Annotated in this window: 11 protein-coding genes; 5 read left to right on the top strand and 6 right to left on the bottom strand. The window is 63.6% G+C overall.

Annotated elements, in window-relative coordinates:
- The first annotated feature begins 20 nt into the window (after window positions 1-20).
- The 3 genes from thiC (at window position 21) to CAP2UW1_RS00175 (ending at window position 6032) form a co-directional block, all read left to right on the top strand.
- A complete protein-coding gene (thiC, locus tag CAP2UW1_RS00165) occupies window positions 21-1937 on the top strand; it encodes a phosphomethylpyrimidine synthase ThiC (RefSeq protein ID WP_012806862.1) in 1917 nt (638 codons plus the stop codon).
- A 61-nt stretch (window positions 1938-1998) separates the two neighbouring features.
- On the top strand, window positions 1999-4860 hold the full coding sequence (locus CAP2UW1_RS00170) for a hypothetical protein (protein ID WP_012806863.1): 2862 nt from the start codon (window positions 1999-2001) through the stop codon (window positions 4858-4860).
- 20 nt (window positions 4861-4880) lie between these two features.
- Window positions 4881-6032 carry a ComEC/Rec2 family competence protein gene (locus CAP2UW1_RS00175; RefSeq protein WP_012806864.1) on the top strand — a complete coding sequence of 384 codons (1152 nt, stop codon included), beginning with the start codon at window positions 4881-4883 and terminating at the stop codon, window positions 6030-6032.
- On the opposite strand, the gene CAP2UW1_RS00180 is transcribed toward CAP2UW1_RS00175, so the two are convergent.
- Together CAP2UW1_RS00180 and CAP2UW1_RS00185 are read right to left on the bottom strand one after the other, a co-directional pair.
- Window positions 6009-6818, bottom strand: a complete 810-nt coding sequence (locus CAP2UW1_RS00180) for an N-acetylmuramoyl-L-alanine amidase (RefSeq protein WP_012806865.1) — start codon at window positions 6816-6818, stop codon at window positions 6009-6011. The genes CAP2UW1_RS00175 and CAP2UW1_RS00180 overlap by 24 nt on opposite strands.
- Before the next feature lies 1 nt (window position 6819).
- Complete coding sequence (locus tag CAP2UW1_RS00185; protein WP_012806866.1) at window positions 6820-7152, bottom strand: DUF1840 domain-containing protein; 333 nt, start codon at window positions 7150-7152, stop codon at window positions 6820-6822.
- A 171-nt stretch (window positions 7153-7323) separates the two neighbouring features.
- Between CAP2UW1_RS00185 and CAP2UW1_RS00190 the strand changes: the two genes are divergently transcribed.
- Both CAP2UW1_RS00190 and CAP2UW1_RS00195 read left to right on the top strand, forming a co-directional pair.
- On the top strand, window positions 7324-8040 hold the full coding sequence (locus tag CAP2UW1_RS00190; RefSeq protein ID WP_012806867.1) for a pseudouridine synthase: 717 nt from the start codon (window positions 7324-7326) through the stop codon (window positions 8038-8040).
- 113 nt (window positions 8041-8153) lie between these two features.
- Entirely contained in the window at window positions 8154-9065 is a 912-nt protein-coding gene (locus CAP2UW1_RS00195) for a hydrogen peroxide-inducible genes activator (RefSeq protein WP_012806868.1), read from the top strand.
- Window positions 9066-9147: 82 nt separating this feature from the next.
- On the opposite strand, the gene CAP2UW1_RS00200 is transcribed toward CAP2UW1_RS00195, so the two are convergent.
- The 4 genes from CAP2UW1_RS00200 to CAP2UW1_RS00215 form a co-directional block, all read right to left on the bottom strand.
- Window positions 9148-11745, bottom strand: coding sequence for a DNA topoisomerase III (locus CAP2UW1_RS00200; protein ID WP_012806869.1), 2598 nt, complete (start codon window positions 11743-11745; stop codon window positions 9148-9150).
- A 143-nt stretch (window positions 11746-11888) separates the two neighbouring features.
- On the bottom strand, window positions 11889-12338 hold the full coding sequence (locus tag CAP2UW1_RS00205) for a DUF494 family protein (protein WP_012806870.1): 450 nt from the start codon (window positions 12336-12338) through the stop codon (window positions 11889-11891).
- Window positions 12339-12350: 12 nt separating this feature from the next.
- Window positions 12351-13442: a DNA-processing protein DprA gene (dprA, locus tag CAP2UW1_RS00210; protein ID WP_012806871.1), complete on the bottom strand. Its 1092-nt coding sequence runs from the start codon at window positions 13440-13442 to the stop codon at window positions 12351-12353.
- 2 nt (window positions 13443-13444) lie between these two features.
- Window positions 13445-14464: a LysM peptidoglycan-binding domain-containing protein gene (locus CAP2UW1_RS00215; RefSeq protein ID WP_012806872.1), complete on the bottom strand. Its 1020-nt coding sequence runs from the start codon at window positions 14462-14464 to the stop codon at window positions 13445-13447.
- Window positions 14465-14600 lie beyond the last annotated feature (136 nt).

The following is a 14600-nucleotide window of genomic DNA, read 5'->3' on the forward strand; positions in this document are numbered from 1 at the left end:
CCCCTTCGCAAGGAAACACCATGAACGCTAACGACAAATTCATTGCTACCGATGCCCACGTAGATCAAGCAGCCATCAAGCCGCTGCCCAATTCGCGCAAGGTTTACGTCACCGGTAGCCGCCCGGACATCCGGGTACCGATGCGCGAAATCTCCCAGTCGGACACGGACACAGCTTTTGGGGGTGAGAAGAACCCGCCGATCTATGTTTACGACTGTTCGGGACCGTATTCGGATCCGCTGGCGAAGATTGACATCCGGCAGGGGCTGCCGGCGCTGCGCGCGCGGTGGATCGCCGAACGAGGCGACAGCGAGCCGCTCGCCGATCTGAGTTCCGATTTTGGACGCGTCCGCGCGGCCGATCGCGCTCTCGATGAAATGCGCTTCCCCGGACTGCAGCGGAGACCACAACGGGCCAGGGCGGGTGCCAACGTCAGCCAGATGCACTACGCCCGGCGTGGCATCATCACGCCCGAGATGGAGTATGTCGCCATTCGCGAGAACAACAACCGGCGCACCTATGTCGAGCAGCTGCGCGCCTCCGGCCCGCAGGGTGCGCGCCTGGCGGAGATTCTCTGTCGTCAGCATCGCGGGCAGAGTTTCGGGGCCAGCCTCCCGGAGGAAGTCGTCCCGGACTTCGTTCGTTCTGAAGTTGCGCGCGGCCGGGCGATCATTCCGTGCAACATCAACCATCCGGAAAGCGAGCCGATGATCATCGGCCGCAACTTCCTGACCAAGATCAACGCCAACATCGGGAATTCGGCCCTCGGTTCGAGCATTCAGGAGGAAGTCGAGAAGATGACCTGGGCGATCCGCTGGGGTGGCGACACGGTCATGGACCTGTCAACGGGCAAGAACATCCATGAGACGCGCGAGTGGATCATTCGCAACAGCCCGGTGCCGATAGGGACCGTGCCCATCTATCAGGCGCTTGAGAAGGTTGACGGGAAGGCCGAAGACCTGACGTGGGAGATTTTCCGCGACACCTTGATCGAGCAGGCTGAGCAAGGCGTCGACTACTTCACGATTCACGCCGGCGTGCTGCTGCGTTACGTGCCACTGACGGCCAAACGTCTGACGGGCATCGTTTCGCGCGGTGGTTCGATCATGGCCAAGTGGTGCCTGGCCCACCACAAGGAAAGCTTCCTGTACACGCACTTCGAGGAGATCTGCGAGATCATGAAGGCTTACGACGTTGCTTTCAGCCTCGGCGACGGCTTGCGCCCCGGCTCCATCTACGATGCCAACGACGAAGCCCAGCTTGGCGAGTTGAAGACGCTCGGCGAGCTGACCGAGGTCGCCTGGCGGCATGACGTTCAAGTGATGATCGAGGGACCGGGCCACGTGCCGATGCACATGATCAAGGAGAACATGGATCTGCAGCTCGATTCGTGCAGAGAGGCACCGTTCTACACCCTGGGGCCGCTGACGACCGATATTGCTCCCGGCTACGACCACATCACCAGTGGTATCGGCGCTGCGATGATCGGGTGGTTCGGCACAGCGATGCTCTGCTACGTGACACCGAAGGAGCACCTTGGTCTGCCGGACAAGGACGACGTGAAAGAGGGGATCATTACCTACAAGCTGGCGGCGCATGCGGCAGATCTGGCAAAAGGTCACTCGGGTGCGCAGATTCGCGACAATGCTTTGTCGAAAGCGCGTTTCGAGTTTCGCTGGGAGGACCAATTCAACCTGGGCCTCGATCCCGAAAAAGCACGCGAGTTTCATGACGAAACCTTGCCCAAGGATTCGGCAAAGGTGGCGCATTTCTGCTCGATGTGCGGGCCGCATTTCTGCTCGATGAAGATCACCCAGGAAGTGCGGGACTTCGCCGTGGCGCAAGGGCTTACGGCGAGTGAAGCGCTGACCAGAGGGATGGAGGTGAAGGCGGTCGAGTTCGTCAAGGCGGGTGCGGAGGTCTATCACAAGCTCTGAGGGGCTGGGCGGTCCGCTGCTACTGGGCTAGCTGTAGCGAGCCATGGATAGGGAGGGGAACATGGACCGGCAGGATCTCGCGGAGTGGAGTTGCGAACTTGACGACGAGGAGTTTGTGGTCGCTCTTGCCGCCCTTGGTGTCCTCGCTGCCTCCGGTAGGGCGAGGGAGCTGGCGTCAGCGGTTGATGCACGGGCACGAGAGGGTGAAACGCCGAGCCTGGTGGCGGCTACTCGAGATCTGAGCTCACGATTTGTAGCGCTTGATGCAGCGGGAGATGGTCTGCTCAACTGGCGGGCGCCACCGCGACGCATGGGGCGAGGCGGTGGGCTGGCGAAGTGGCCGCCGGCCCCGGTTCTGCTGATGGCTTGGGGCGACTACCTCGCTCAGGTGGCGAAGTGGCGAAGGCCCGGCCTGGCAGGCGGGCCGCGTCTGGCAGTGCATGATGGCAAGCGACAGCCGGGGCGAACGCTGTCCTTCGCGCAAGCGCTGGCGTCGCCGGGGGCTGGCCTGGCGAGCGTCTTCGTTGCGGACATGTTTGCTGCTGACGGTCGAACCAATTGGCGTTGGCCCTTCACTGTCGCGTCACTGGTCGACGACCCTCTGGCGCCAGAGCTGGCGGTGGCGCTGGGCGGTGGTCTGCCGGCCGGGTCGCCATACCGCTTCGTGACGGTGGAGCGCTCCGATGCCGAGGTGGAAGTACTGGTTGTCGGGGCGAGCCTTGGTCAGGCGCTGGCGCGGGTGTTGACCAGAGACATTCGCTTGCGCTGCTGCGTGGTGATCGTCTGCGGTTTTGCTCAGGATTCACCCGCGGAAGCGGCGCCGCTGTTGCGCAGTCTCGTATCCAGGCTAGCCGCGGAAGGCGTTGCGGTCGTCGGCGCGGTAAGCGAAGTCAGGGAGTTGGTTGCGTGTGTCGGTAAGTTTGCTGCCGGCTTGGCGGCGAACCAGCCGATCGACCTTGCTTTGTGCTCGGCCTTCGGGGGCAAAGTGTTGCCTCTGCTGAATCAGGATCTTCTCGCTCTGGCCAGGCCGGAGCGATCGCTGGACGCGCTGTCGCATCGATTGCGTTGCCTGCCGCCTGAGATGAGGCTCGACCTTGCGGCAGAATCGGCGCAGCAGCTCGGCGTGGCCGAGAAGGAGTTCGCGCCAAGGGCCCGCGGTGGCCGCTCGGGTGGAGGGGAACTGGGGACGGTACGCGGCGTGCCGGTCGGTGCTGGCTCTTTGTCAGACCTTGCCGCCCAACTGCGAGCTGCCGAGGCGCAGATACCGAACTCCCGCTACGTTCAGCAGAAGAGCTTTCGCCGGATCAGAGACCGCTTTGTCGCCGAGCGACGCGGTTATGTAGTTGGCGAACCGGTGCGAGTGCGGGTACTGATTGGTCCCCGCAAGGCTGGCGTCAGCGCGGCACCCAGCGCTTTTCCGGAGGACAAGCTGGAACGGGATCGGTCTACGCATCGCCTGCAGTTGGTTCTGCACGAACCGCAGCAGTTTGCGACCCCGTTGCTCGGTGAAATCCTGTTGCCGCGTGACGGTGACAGCAGCGAGGCGCAGTTTGTATTCACCCCGCGCGCGCCAGGGGACTTTGCCGCGCGCCTGACGGTGTTGCACCGGGGGCGGGTTCTGCAGACCGTTATGCTATGCACACGGGTGGTTGAGCGGGCGGAGCTGTTGGCCGGGCTGCGCGGAGGCATCCGTCTCGAAGATGAGAGCAGGCTTCGCCAGGACTGGTCCGATCTTGGGGCGAGGCGTCGTTTCGACATGGCTCTCGTTTTCAATCATACGGCGGCAGAGCAGCCGCGATTGACCGGAGTCGCCGGACAGCGCGCCTGGGCCACGGACCTTTCGTCGATCGAAGAACCTGTGCGCAGCATCAACGACCTGATCTCGGCGGTGGCGAGCAAGGTTGCCGATCACGAGGAAGGCCTCGACCAGGGAGATAACCCTGCCCTTCTCGTCCAGTTGGCGAGGATCGGCGCCGATGTCTATTCGAAACTGTACCTCGACCAATTGCAACAGTTGACGGCGGGTGGGCTGGATGTCGGCAGCGATGCGGTCACCCATATCCAGGTGGTCAGTACGCGCAGTGATGCGCTCGTGCCGATCGAGTTCTTCTACGACCTGCCGCCACCGGATGCCGACGCGCAGGTTTGCCGGCAGCATCTGCAAGCTCTCCGGGATGGTCGCTGCCCGGCGAACTGCGAGGGCGCGGGCGCACCGGCGCGTCACGTTTGCCCGATGGGCTTCTGGGGCTTGAAGAAGGTGATCGAACGACACTTCTACAGCGCTGTTCTCGGCAAGCCCGATGGCGCCGAACTGGTGATTCAGGCGGAGCCGACAGCCCAGCGCAACCGTCTTGATGTGCGCACCGGCGCGCTGCTCGGTTACAGCCGGGAAGTGAGCGCCGAGGAAGTGCAGGCGCTGCTCGAGACGATGAAAGGAGCATTGGGTGGTGAGGTGGGGGTGGCCGAGGACTGGGCTGAGTGGAAACAGCAGGTTGCCGGTGGCCCGGGGCTGTTGCTGGCTTTTCCCCACAACGAAGGCCGAAAGCAGGATGTGCGGCTTGAAATCGGTGGCAGTTTCCTGTCCACGCTGCGTCTGCCTGCCGAGTACGTGCGCGCGCCCGGAGCGCCTGCACCGCTGGTTTTTCTGCTCGGGTGCGACACGTCCAGCACGGCTGAGGACTACGCCAGCCACGTGCGCTATTTCCGTCAGGCCGGAGCGGCCGCGGTGGTATCGACGATAGCGACGGTCTTTGGCCGGCATGCGGTCATCGTCGGCGAGAAGATCGTCGCGCGACTGCTGGGTGCCGGCGGCGAACAACGGTTGGGCGAGATCATCCGCGACGCGAAGCGCGAAGCGATGCGGGAGAGCGTGCCGATGGCGTTGTGCGTGGTAGCTTTCGGCGATGCCGACTGGCGGCTGTAGAACAGACGAGGAGTGCTCGAATGGCGGGTGAATTCATGCGTATCGAGATGCTGGCGGCGCTGCACGGTGACTGCCTGCTGGTCGAGTACGGCGACGTCCGGCGGACGCGCCGGATCTTGATCGACAGCGGGCCGGTTGGTGCGTACGAGGCGCTGCGTGGACGGATCGAGCGTTTGCCGAAGGGCGACCGGCGTTTCGAACTGATGGTTCTGTCGCACGTCGATACCGACCACATCGAGGGTCTGATCAAGCTTTTTGCCAACCCGCGTCCCTGGCCGTTCGTCGTCAAGGACGTGTGGTTCAATGGCTGGCGCCACCTCGAGCAGGCACACGGACTGTTGGGGGGCAGGCAGGGCGAGTTCTTCAGTGCGCTGCTTGCCAAGCGACTCGACGAGGGTTGTTGGAATGGGGCCTTCAAGGGTCAGGCTGTGGTCGTAGGCGACGCTGGTGCCTTACCCGAGCATGTGCTGCCGGGAGGCTTGAAGTTGACGCTGCTGTCACCGACGCTTGCCAAGCTCGAGCGGATGCGGGAGGCGTGGCGCAAGGATCTCGGCGATGCCCTCGATCCGGGCGACCTCGAGGCGGCCTGGGCCTTGCTGGGCCAGCAGAAGAAGTACCTTCCGGGCAAGGGGCTGCTTGGAAGCTCGGCGCAACTCGATAGTCTGATCGAGAAACAGTCACGGCCGGACGACGCGGCCGCCAATGGATCGAGCATCGCCTTCCTGGCGGAGTACGCCGGCAACGCTGGGATGGCGGCTTCCGGGAATGAGATGCCGGGCGGCAAGTCCCGAAGCTGCCTGTTTCTTGCCGATGCGCACCCGGACGCGATATGTGCGTCGGTGAAGCGCCTCCTGCAAGCGCGTGGGCTAGCGCGTCTGCGCGTCGATGCTGTCAAGGTGGCGCATCATGGTAGCAAGGCCAACACCACCGACGAACTGATGTCACTGATCGAAAGCCCGCGCTTCCTGTTCAGCACCAATGGTCAGCAGTTCGGTCATCCTGACGAGGAGGCGGTTGGGCGAGTCATCGGCAGATCCTCGCACCCGTCGCCGACGCTCTACTTCAACTACCTGAGCGAGCACAACCGCGTGTGGCAGGAACGCCAGGAGCAGTTCGGCTACAAGGCTGTGTTCAACGACGGCAGCGGGTCACCGATGGTCATTGCACTGTGAAGCCGACGCGCCGCCGGCAGCAGGCGAATCGCGGCGAGCGGTCGCGCATGGGTACAGGCAGGCGGCGATGCCGGTGGCGATAGCATCGGCCATGCGTGTCTGGCGCTGAGGGTCCAGAAGGGCCAACTCTTCGGCGCGGTGCTTGATCACGCCGGCTTCAAACAGCACCGCAGGCAGGGTCGTGCGGTAGAGCACCACGAGATTGTCGTAGTAGTAGACGGCGTTGGCTGCGTCGGCAGGCTGGCGAGGCTTGCCGGCGAGAGGTTCGGCGTGATGGGTTGCGGCAAGGAAGCCGGTGCGTCGCAGGCGCGCGCCGATCGCCGACGCGCAGCTCAGGCTGGTGTGGAGATCAGGGTTGTCGTGTGACACGAACAGGGCGAATCCGGCGTACTGGTCGGTGTAAGTCTGCACTTTCCCCTGCCATCGCCACTCCTGGAGCAGGTCGGCGTGGACCGAATCATGATGGATCGACAGGAAGAAATCGGCGCCTGCCGCCTGTAGGGGCCGGGTAACCAGACTGTCGATGGCACCATCGAAATTGATCGGCCTGACGGCAAGGCCTCGTGCCTGCAGCTCCGCGGCCAAACGTCGGGCGAGCGCGGCGTTGAAAGCGAACTCAGGGCGGCCGCGGGCGCTGGTGGCACCGGGCTGGCTGAGGGTGTGGCCGACATCAAGCGCCACTTCAGCGGCTCTCGGCGTAGCCGCCGACAGGCAGAGAAGCGTAAGGATGCTGATGACGTTCAGCCATTGGCTGGCCGAAGTGGCGGTCGGCTGAGTTCTTGCCAACTCAGAAGTCGCCGGAAGCCTCCCAGAGGACGTATCCGTCCTCCTTGCGCGTCCACTCGAGAAGCTCGATCAAGGGGTAGGCCCGCTGGCCGAGGCCGACGTGGACGCTCTCCTTCGCGTCCTCGTTCTCATCAGGGGAAACAGCCTCTGCGTGGTCGGGATTCTTGGCGTCGGCGCTGGCTTCACGTAGTCGATGGATCGCGTCGGGTAACTGCTCGGTGGTGATCACGCCACGCGCATTGCAGTCCTTGCCGACAATTTCGAGGAGTTGACGGGCGACGGGGGCGAACATCATGATCTGTCCGGACGTGCTCGAAGTGAATTTGACCAGCATGGATCCCGTCTCCTTGAGGTGGGTGGTAAGAGTAGCTATTGTGGGCGCTCCGACAAAGGAGAACAATAGGCGCTTTCCAGTGCGGTCCTCGCGGGACCGGCGAAGCCAGGCGGGCGGCCCATGCCGGTCGACTTTCCTTGGGTAGTTCCCCTGCAGTGGTGGTGCAAGTTGATGGAACTTGAACGTTTGCTCAGATCGCAGGGCTTTGGCAGTCGCGCCGAGTGCCGGGGGCTGGTGTGCACGGGGCGCGTCAGCGTTGAGGGACGGGTGTGCAACGATCCGCTGGCGCAGTTCGAGCCCGAGGGTCTGAGCTTTGCAGTGGATGGGCAGCCGTGGGCTTACCGGCGATTCGTCTATCTGGCACTGAACAAGCCCGCGGGCCATGAGTGCTCGCGGCGGCCGATCCACTATCCGAGCGTGTTTTCGCTGTTGCCGATCCCTCTCGTTCGGCGTGGTGTCCAAGCGGTTGGCCGGCTGGACGCGGATACGACCGGTCTGCTGCTTCTGACCGACGATGGTGCATTCATTCACGCCTGCACTTCACCGCGGCGGATGGTGCCGAAAGTCTATGAGGTGAGCACCCGGCATGCGGTGGACGATGGGCAAGTAGCAGCGCTTCTGAGCGGGGTGGTGCTGCACGATGAATCGCAGGCAATCATGGCGGCGGCCTGTGATCGCCAGGGCGAGCGAAGTCTGCGGTTGACGGTGACGCTGGGCAAGTACCATCTCGTCAAGAGAATGGTGGCGGCTGCCGGTAACCGGGTCGAGGCGCTACATCGGGTGGCGATCGGTGGCCTGGCGCTCCCGGCGACGCTTGCCGCCGGCCGATGGACATGGCTGGAAGCAGCGGATCTGGCACTGCTGGCGCCGCGCTCGCTGCCGGGGTAGGTAAAGGGTTTGTTTCGAGGGAGGGTTGCTGGTGAGCGGAGTGAGTGTTGATCGACGGTGCTGCCACCGATCGCCGGCGCGGATGCAGGGTTTTGAATTCGGGATGGGCAGTCGTGACGCTGACTGAACTGCGCTACATCGTGACCCTGGCGAGGGAAAGGCATTTCGGTCGGGCGGCCGAGAGGTGCCACGTCAGCCAGCCGACGTTGTCGGTTGCGCTCAAGAAGGTCGAGCAGAGGTACGGTGTCGTCCTCTTTGAACGGTCGTCGGCTGACGTGCGCCTGACGATGATCGGCGAGCAGATCGCGGGGCAAGCGGAGCGGGTGCTCGAGGAAGCGGACAGGCTCAAGGAGATCGTGGTGCAGGGCAAGGATCCGCTACAGGGCCCGCTGCGCCTGGGTGTCATCTACACCATAGCGCCGTACCTGTTGCCGCAGCTGATTCCGGCCCTGCACGCGCGCGCACCGAGGATGCCGCTGTTCCTCCAGGAGAACTTCACAGTCAGTCTGGCAGCTCAGTTGCGGCGTGGCGACCTGGACGTGATCGTGGTGGCGCTGCCTTTCGGCGAGCCGGGCATCGTCTCGCGCGTGGTCTATGAGGAACCGTTCTGCGTGGTCATGCCGAGCGGGCATCCGTTGGCGCAACAGAGCCTGATCGATGTCGAACAGATGGCGGCCCACAATCTTCTCCTGCTGGGCAATGGGAACTGCTTCCGGGATCAGGTGGTACAGGCCTGCCCGCAGTTGTCGGCGCCCGGAGGTACCGAGGGCGCTCTGGAAGGAAGCTCACTGGAGACGGTTCGCTACATGGTGGCCAGCGGTGCCGGCATCTCGGTAGTGCCCGCGTCGGCAGCGGCTTCGTGGCCGCAGGACGACTCGCTGTTGCAGTCTCGGCGCTTCAGTCCGCCAGCGCCGGTGCGCCAGGTGGTGATCGCCTGGCGGGCGACCTTCCCGCGGCCCGAGGCGATCGACGTGTTGCGGGCGGCGATTCTTGATGCGCCGCCCCCGGGCGTGTTGGCGGCGTAACTGGGCGAGAGTAGTTTTTGTCGAAGCAATGGCGGGGAATCTGTTCCACGTGGAACAGGCGGCAACGATCCGACAACCGGCGTCAGCTCGACGAGGCTTTCTTGCGGCTCCGGGTGGTCGTACCACTGGTCGGCGTCGCGGCGTCGCTTGGCTCGCTGGTCGGCGTGGCCCGGCTTTTTTTTGCCGGGGTTCTGGGCTCGCGTTTCTCGAACTCGAAGCCGACCTTGCCATCGGCACCGCGTACGAGGTAGGCCGAGAACTTGCGACGTGTGCGGGCGGACACAAAGTTTCTGAGGAGGTCAGTCCGACCGCTGCTGAGAAGCTTCTGCATTTGCTCGGCTTCCACGGTTTGTTGCAGAATCACCTTGCCTGAACGGAAGTCGCAGGTCTTGGCGCTGCCTTGTGATCGCTCGCAGACATAGGCCATCCCGTGCTCGAAGACCGAGGCCCCGCATTTTGGGCAAGGGCCCAGCGTTTCGCTCTGCGAGAAGTCGACCTCTTCGGCAGGACCATCGGCGCCGGCGCTACCTTGCCCGAAGTCGAATTCCGGGGAGTTGTCGGCGTTGAGTTGGATGATGGCGTTGAAGGGACGGCCCATCTTGTTGCGGAAACCACTGAGTGGGCCGATTCGGCGACGGGTCAACAGCTCTTCGATCTCGCTGGCCTCGAACTGGCGGCCGGCGACTATCTTCCAGAGGGAGAAGTCACAGGCCTGGCACTGGAATTTCTTGTAGGTTTCCTTGATCAAGGCGCCGCACTTGGGGCAAGGCGTCGATAGCTCGCCGAAGTCGCCGGGAATGGTGTCGCTATCGTAGCTTTTCGCACGGTCCACGATTCTTTGCGTCATGGCTGCGATTTCCTTCATGAACGCTGTTCGTGCCAGCTCGCCTCGTTCCATGCGCGCGAGCTTCCACTCCCATTCGCCGGTCAGTTCGGGGGCGGTCAGCTCTGGAATCCCCAGTCCGTTGAGCAGCGTCATCAGGGAGAAAGCCTTGGCCGTCGGTTGCAACTCGCGACCCTCCCGCTGCAGGTACTGCTCAGCGAGCAGGTTCTCAATGATCTGGGCGCGTGTGGCAGGGGTGCCCAGACCGCGCCCCGCCATGGCCGCCCGTAGCTCCTCATCGTCCATGGCCTTGCCGGCCCCCTCCATGGCCGTCAGCAAACTGGCCTCGGAGTAGCGAGCCGGTGGCCGCGTCTGATGTGCGCTGAGCAGCATCTCGCTGGCATGCACCCGTTCGCCCGCTTGCACCGCAACCAGATTGCCCTCCTCGCCCTCTTGCCCTTCACGCCCGTACACGGCCAGCCAACCCGGGTTAACCAGCACCTTGCCCTCGGTCTTGAAAGGTTCGCCGGCGACGCGCGTGATGCGCGTGGTGATCAGGTACTCCGCTGCCGGATGGAAGACGGCGAGGAAGCGCTTGACGACCATGTCGTAGAGCTTCATTTCCGGTTCCGAGAGGTGCTTTGGCGCTTGTAGCGTCGGGATGATCGCGAAGTGGTCGGAGACCTTGGCGTTGTTGAAGATGCGCTTGTTGGGCACGACCCAGTTGCTGGCGAGTATCCTGCCGGCGAAAGGCGCGTAGCGAGCCAGCGTCTGCTCGTCGTGGCCTTTTCCGACACCCTCGCCGGTCAGCATCGATAAGGTGCTGAGCACCGTCTGGCGATAGTCCTCGGGAAGCGCGCGCGAGTCAGTACGCGGATAGGTCAGGATCTTGTGCTTTTCGTACAGTGCCTGGGCAAGTCCGAGGGTCGCCTTCGCAGAGAAGCCGAAACGGCCGTTCGCTTCGCGTTGCAGACTGGTCAGGTCGAACAACAGCGGCGACAATTGCGTCGATGCCTTGGACTCCTCACTAACGTCGCCGTCCTGGTCGGCACATTTGTTCTGCAAGGCCAGCGCGCGGCTCTCATCCCACAGCCGGTCGGCACGCGCATGTTCGTCATCGTCCTTGCCCTTGAAGTTCTCATCGAACCAGCGCCCACGGTAGTCGCCCGCGGCGCAGGCGAAAACACCGTCGAGTTCCCAGTAAGCGCGAGCCACGAACTTGCGTATGCGGTCTTCGCGGTCGACCATCAATGCCAAGGTTGGCGTCTGCACGCGACCAACGGTAGTCAGATGGAAGCCGCCGGTCTTTGAATTGAAGGCGGTCATCGCACGTGTTCCGTTGATGCCGACGAGCCAGTCCGATTCGGAGCGACAGACTGCGGCGTCGCCCAGACCCTGCATCTCGGTGCCGCTGCGCAGACGGGAGAAACCTTCCCGGATCGCCTGGGGGGTCATCGACTGGAGCCAGAGTCGTTCAACCGGCTTCGCGTTCCCGGCGTGCTGGTTGATGTAGTTGAAGATCAACTCGCCTTCGCGCCCGGCGTCACAGGCATTGATCAGGCCGGCAACATCCTTGCGCTTGATCAGGCGGACGAGCAGTTTGAGACGCGACTCGGTTTTCGCAATCGGCTGCAACGCAAAGTGAGGCGGAATCACCGGCAGGTGTGCGAACGACCACTTGCCGCGTTTGACCTCGTACTCTTCGGGACAGGCGAGCTCCAGCAGGTGACCAATCGCCGAGGAAAGGACGTACTCGTCACCCTCATAGTAGTCGTCGTGCCGGACAAAGCCGCCGAGCGCGCGCGCGACGTCGGCGGCGACGGAAGGTTTCTCGGTGATGATCAGTTTCTTGCTCATGGGAACCTTAATCAGCCCGGGAGAGTGGGGAATGTGGTGTTTGCGGGATGGTCAGACGGCACCGGCCCGCGAACCATGATAAGAGCACACCGCCGTGCTTGGCAAGCAAGCACGGCGCAACAGGCTATGGTGCGCAAGGACCGCTAGTGCAGCGGGTGGGCGTCGCCGGCGTCGAGAAGCTCCTCGACAATCAGGGGCTCGAGGTCCTGTTCGCGGCTCCACAGAACCATCAGGACGATGATCTTGAACTTGCCAATGGGGACAGGATCGTCGTCGAGCATCATCGCACGTTCGACGACCAGTTCGCGCATGCCCGGGCTCAGCAACCCGCTCGCTTCAAGGAAGGCGATGAAGCCGAGGCAATCGGCGCCGAGTTTGCGCTGTTCTTCGGGCACGTAGATGCGCATCGCCCGATGGCCGTCGGGCCAGTCGAGCAGCGGTGCGCCCTTGAGGCCGTCCAGCCAGCGAAGTGCGACGCCGATCGCCTCGTCGTTGAAGCCGACGGCGCTCAACCTTCGTCTGAGGGTTCGGGTCTTGGGGCGAGCACTGAAGTCGTGGTAGTTCGCGAAGAGGTAAACCAGGATGTCGATCATCAGAAAGGGCTCTCAGGCTTGGGAAATCCGTTGATAGTGGCCGCCGGGCAAACAGGCGACCTGACCATCCAGCTCCAGATGCAGGAGAATCACCGAAACCGCGTCGGCCGTCAAGCCACTGCGCTGCGTCAGTTCGTCGAGGCTGCACGGATCAAAACCCATGGCAAGCAGCAGGCTACCAGCTTCCGCAGCGTCTGCCGTGGCGCTGGCGGGTCTGTCGGCAGGAGCGCTGGCCCAGCCGATTTCCTCGATAACATCGGCTACCGCCTCGGCCAGCTTGGCCCCCTGCTTGATCAGCCTGTGACAGCCGCGCGACTGCGGCGAGTGAATCGATCCCGGAATGGCGAAGACTTCTCGCCCTTGCTCGGCGGCAAGGCGAGCAGTAATCAGGGAGCCACTCTCGGTCGTCGCCTCGACCACCAGCACGCCACGGGAGATGCCGGAAATCAACCGGTTCCGACGCGGGAAGTTGGCTGCGGCGGGTGGCGTGGCCAGCGGGAACTCCGAGGCGATGGCCCCCCGGGCGGCGATGTCGAAGGCGAGTTGTTGGTTCGCCGCGGGGTAGATGCGATCGATGCCGGTACCGATGAAAGCGATCGTGTTGCCGGTCGCGTTCAGCGCGCCGCGATGAGCGGCCGCATCGATTCCGAGAGCGAGACCGCTGACGACGCCGAGGCCTGCTTCGGCGAAGGCCGCGGCGAAGCGCTCGGCGTTGCCACGGCCCTGTGGTGTGGGGTTCCGGCTGCCAACGACGGCCAGCGCAGGCTGATTGAGCAGGGAGAGGCGACCGCGGACGTACAACAGCGTTGGCGGGTCGGGTATCTGCAGCAGCGCTTGCGGATACTCGGGGTCGGCCAGGCAGACCAGATGCTGATTGGTACCGTTTGCCCAAGCGAGAGCCCGGTCGACCGCCGCACGATTGTCGGTGTCGAGCAGAAGCCTTGCTGTCCGGTCGCCGATGACATCGCCGAGCGCGCTGCGACCGGCTGTGAAGATTGCCTCGGGCAGCCCGAAGGCCTTCAGCAGCTTGCGTTGCGATTCGCCGCCAACACCGGGAACCAGCGTCAGTCGCAGCCAGCCGGCCGACGATTCGGCCGCATCCATGGCTAGGGAGTACGGGCGAAGTCGTTGACTTCGACAGTGCCTTCGGACTGCACGATCAGGCCGTAAGAAATGCGCTGAAAGGTTCGGAAGACGAAGAGCAGGCCGACGCGCAGCACGGGAATCTGGACCGTTTCCTTGCGGTCGTTCTCCTCGCGCGCGACCGCCGTACGGTTGCGCTGGAGAGCCAGGACATGGCCGATCTCTATGCCGTCCGCCGCGCCGCGATTGATCGAGACAATCGACCCGCGTCCGGCGGCGTCGACGCCGCCATAGACGGAAATCACGCGGCCGTCGACGGAAAAGTCGGGCTTGTGTGGGACATAGGCGACGAGCGGCGGACGGATGGCCGGCAGCAGGCGATCACCACGACCAATCTCCTCCTTCATGCTGATAACCTGGAAGGTGGCGGGATTGCCGGGTTCGAGCTGTCGCGCGGTGCCCAGGTAATAGGCTTCGTAGCCGAGAACCTCGTTGGTTTCAGGATCATTGAGTGGCTTGCCGCTCCGATAGATCTGCCACGCCACCTTGTCCGGATCGGCGTTGACCACGTAGGCCAGATCACCGTTACCAATGAATACGCGATCCTGCTGGGTGGCGATGATGCGCGCCGCGCTGTCCAGGGCGTTCGCTTCGACAATCAATGGATCTGAGAGGAAGGGCCGGATGACGTTCGGAGGAATAGCCGGGATGCTTTCCTCGATGGCTTCCGAATAGACTTGCGGTACCAGCCGGGCGCGTTGCAGACGCAGGCGCGGATCGCCCCGTGCATCGCGTTCGAGAACTATGACATCACCCGGAAAGATGCGATGCGGGTTCCTGATCTCTTCGCGATTCATCCGCCAGATTTCCGGCCAGCGCCAAGGTTCCTTGAGGAATTTCCCGGAAATGGCCCAAAGGGTGTCGCCCGGTAGCACGACATGGCGCTCCGGCGCGCCGGCGGCGAGCTGCAGCTCCTGGGCGCTGACACTGCTGAGAGCAGCACTGGCCATGGCCAGAATGAACGCGAACATAATGCGGGTCATCGTGTTATCCTCGTACGAGCGGTCGCACACCCGGGGGGAACCCCCGGTACAGGTTTCTGTCTGCCGTGTTGGGCGGGCTTGTTGCCGACGTCATCGAGCGTGTCGTGCAAGGGGCGCCGGTATCTCAAGACACTAC

Origin of the sequence: Candidatus Accumulibacter phosphatis, from assembly GCF_000024165.1 — a bacterium.
In the GTDB taxonomy this organism is placed as follows: Bacteria; Pseudomonadota; Gammaproteobacteria; order Burkholderiales; family Rhodocyclaceae; genus Accumulibacter; species Accumulibacter phosphatis.

Excerpts from the sequence above, each read along its gene's own strand:
- CAP2UW1_RS00200 (WP_012806869.1), bottom strand. The coding sequence starts at position 11,745 with ATGAGCAAGAAACTGATCATCACCGAGAAACCTTCCGTCGCCGCCGAC.
- CAP2UW1_RS00190 (WP_012806867.1), top strand. The coding sequence starts at position 7,324 with ATGGAACTTGAACGTTTGCTCAGATCGCAGGGCTTTGGCAGTCGCGCC.
- CAP2UW1_RS00185 (WP_012806866.1), bottom strand. The coding sequence starts at position 7,152 with ATGCTGGTCAAATTCACTTCGAGCACGTCCGGACAGATCATGATGTTC.
- dprA (WP_012806871.1), bottom strand. The coding sequence starts at position 13,442 with ATGGATGCGGCCGAATCGTCGGCCGGCTGGCTGCGACTGACGCTGGTT.
- CAP2UW1_RS00205 (WP_012806870.1), bottom strand. The coding sequence starts at position 12,338 with ATGATCGACATCCTGGTTTACCTCTTCGCGAACTACCACGACTTCAGT.
- CAP2UW1_RS00215 (WP_012806872.1), bottom strand. The coding sequence starts at position 14,464 with ATGACCCGCATTATGTTCGCGTTCATTCTGGCCATGGCCAGTGCTGCT.
- thiC (WP_012806862.1), top strand. The coding sequence starts at position 21 with ATGAACGCTAACGACAAATTCATTGCTACCGATGCCCACGTAGATCAA.
- CAP2UW1_RS00175 (WP_012806864.1), top strand. The coding sequence starts at position 4,881 with ATGGCGGGTGAATTCATGCGTATCGAGATGCTGGCGGCGCTGCACGGT.
- CAP2UW1_RS00170 (WP_012806863.1), top strand. The coding sequence starts at position 1,999 with ATGGACCGGCAGGATCTCGCGGAGTGGAGTTGCGAACTTGACGACGAG.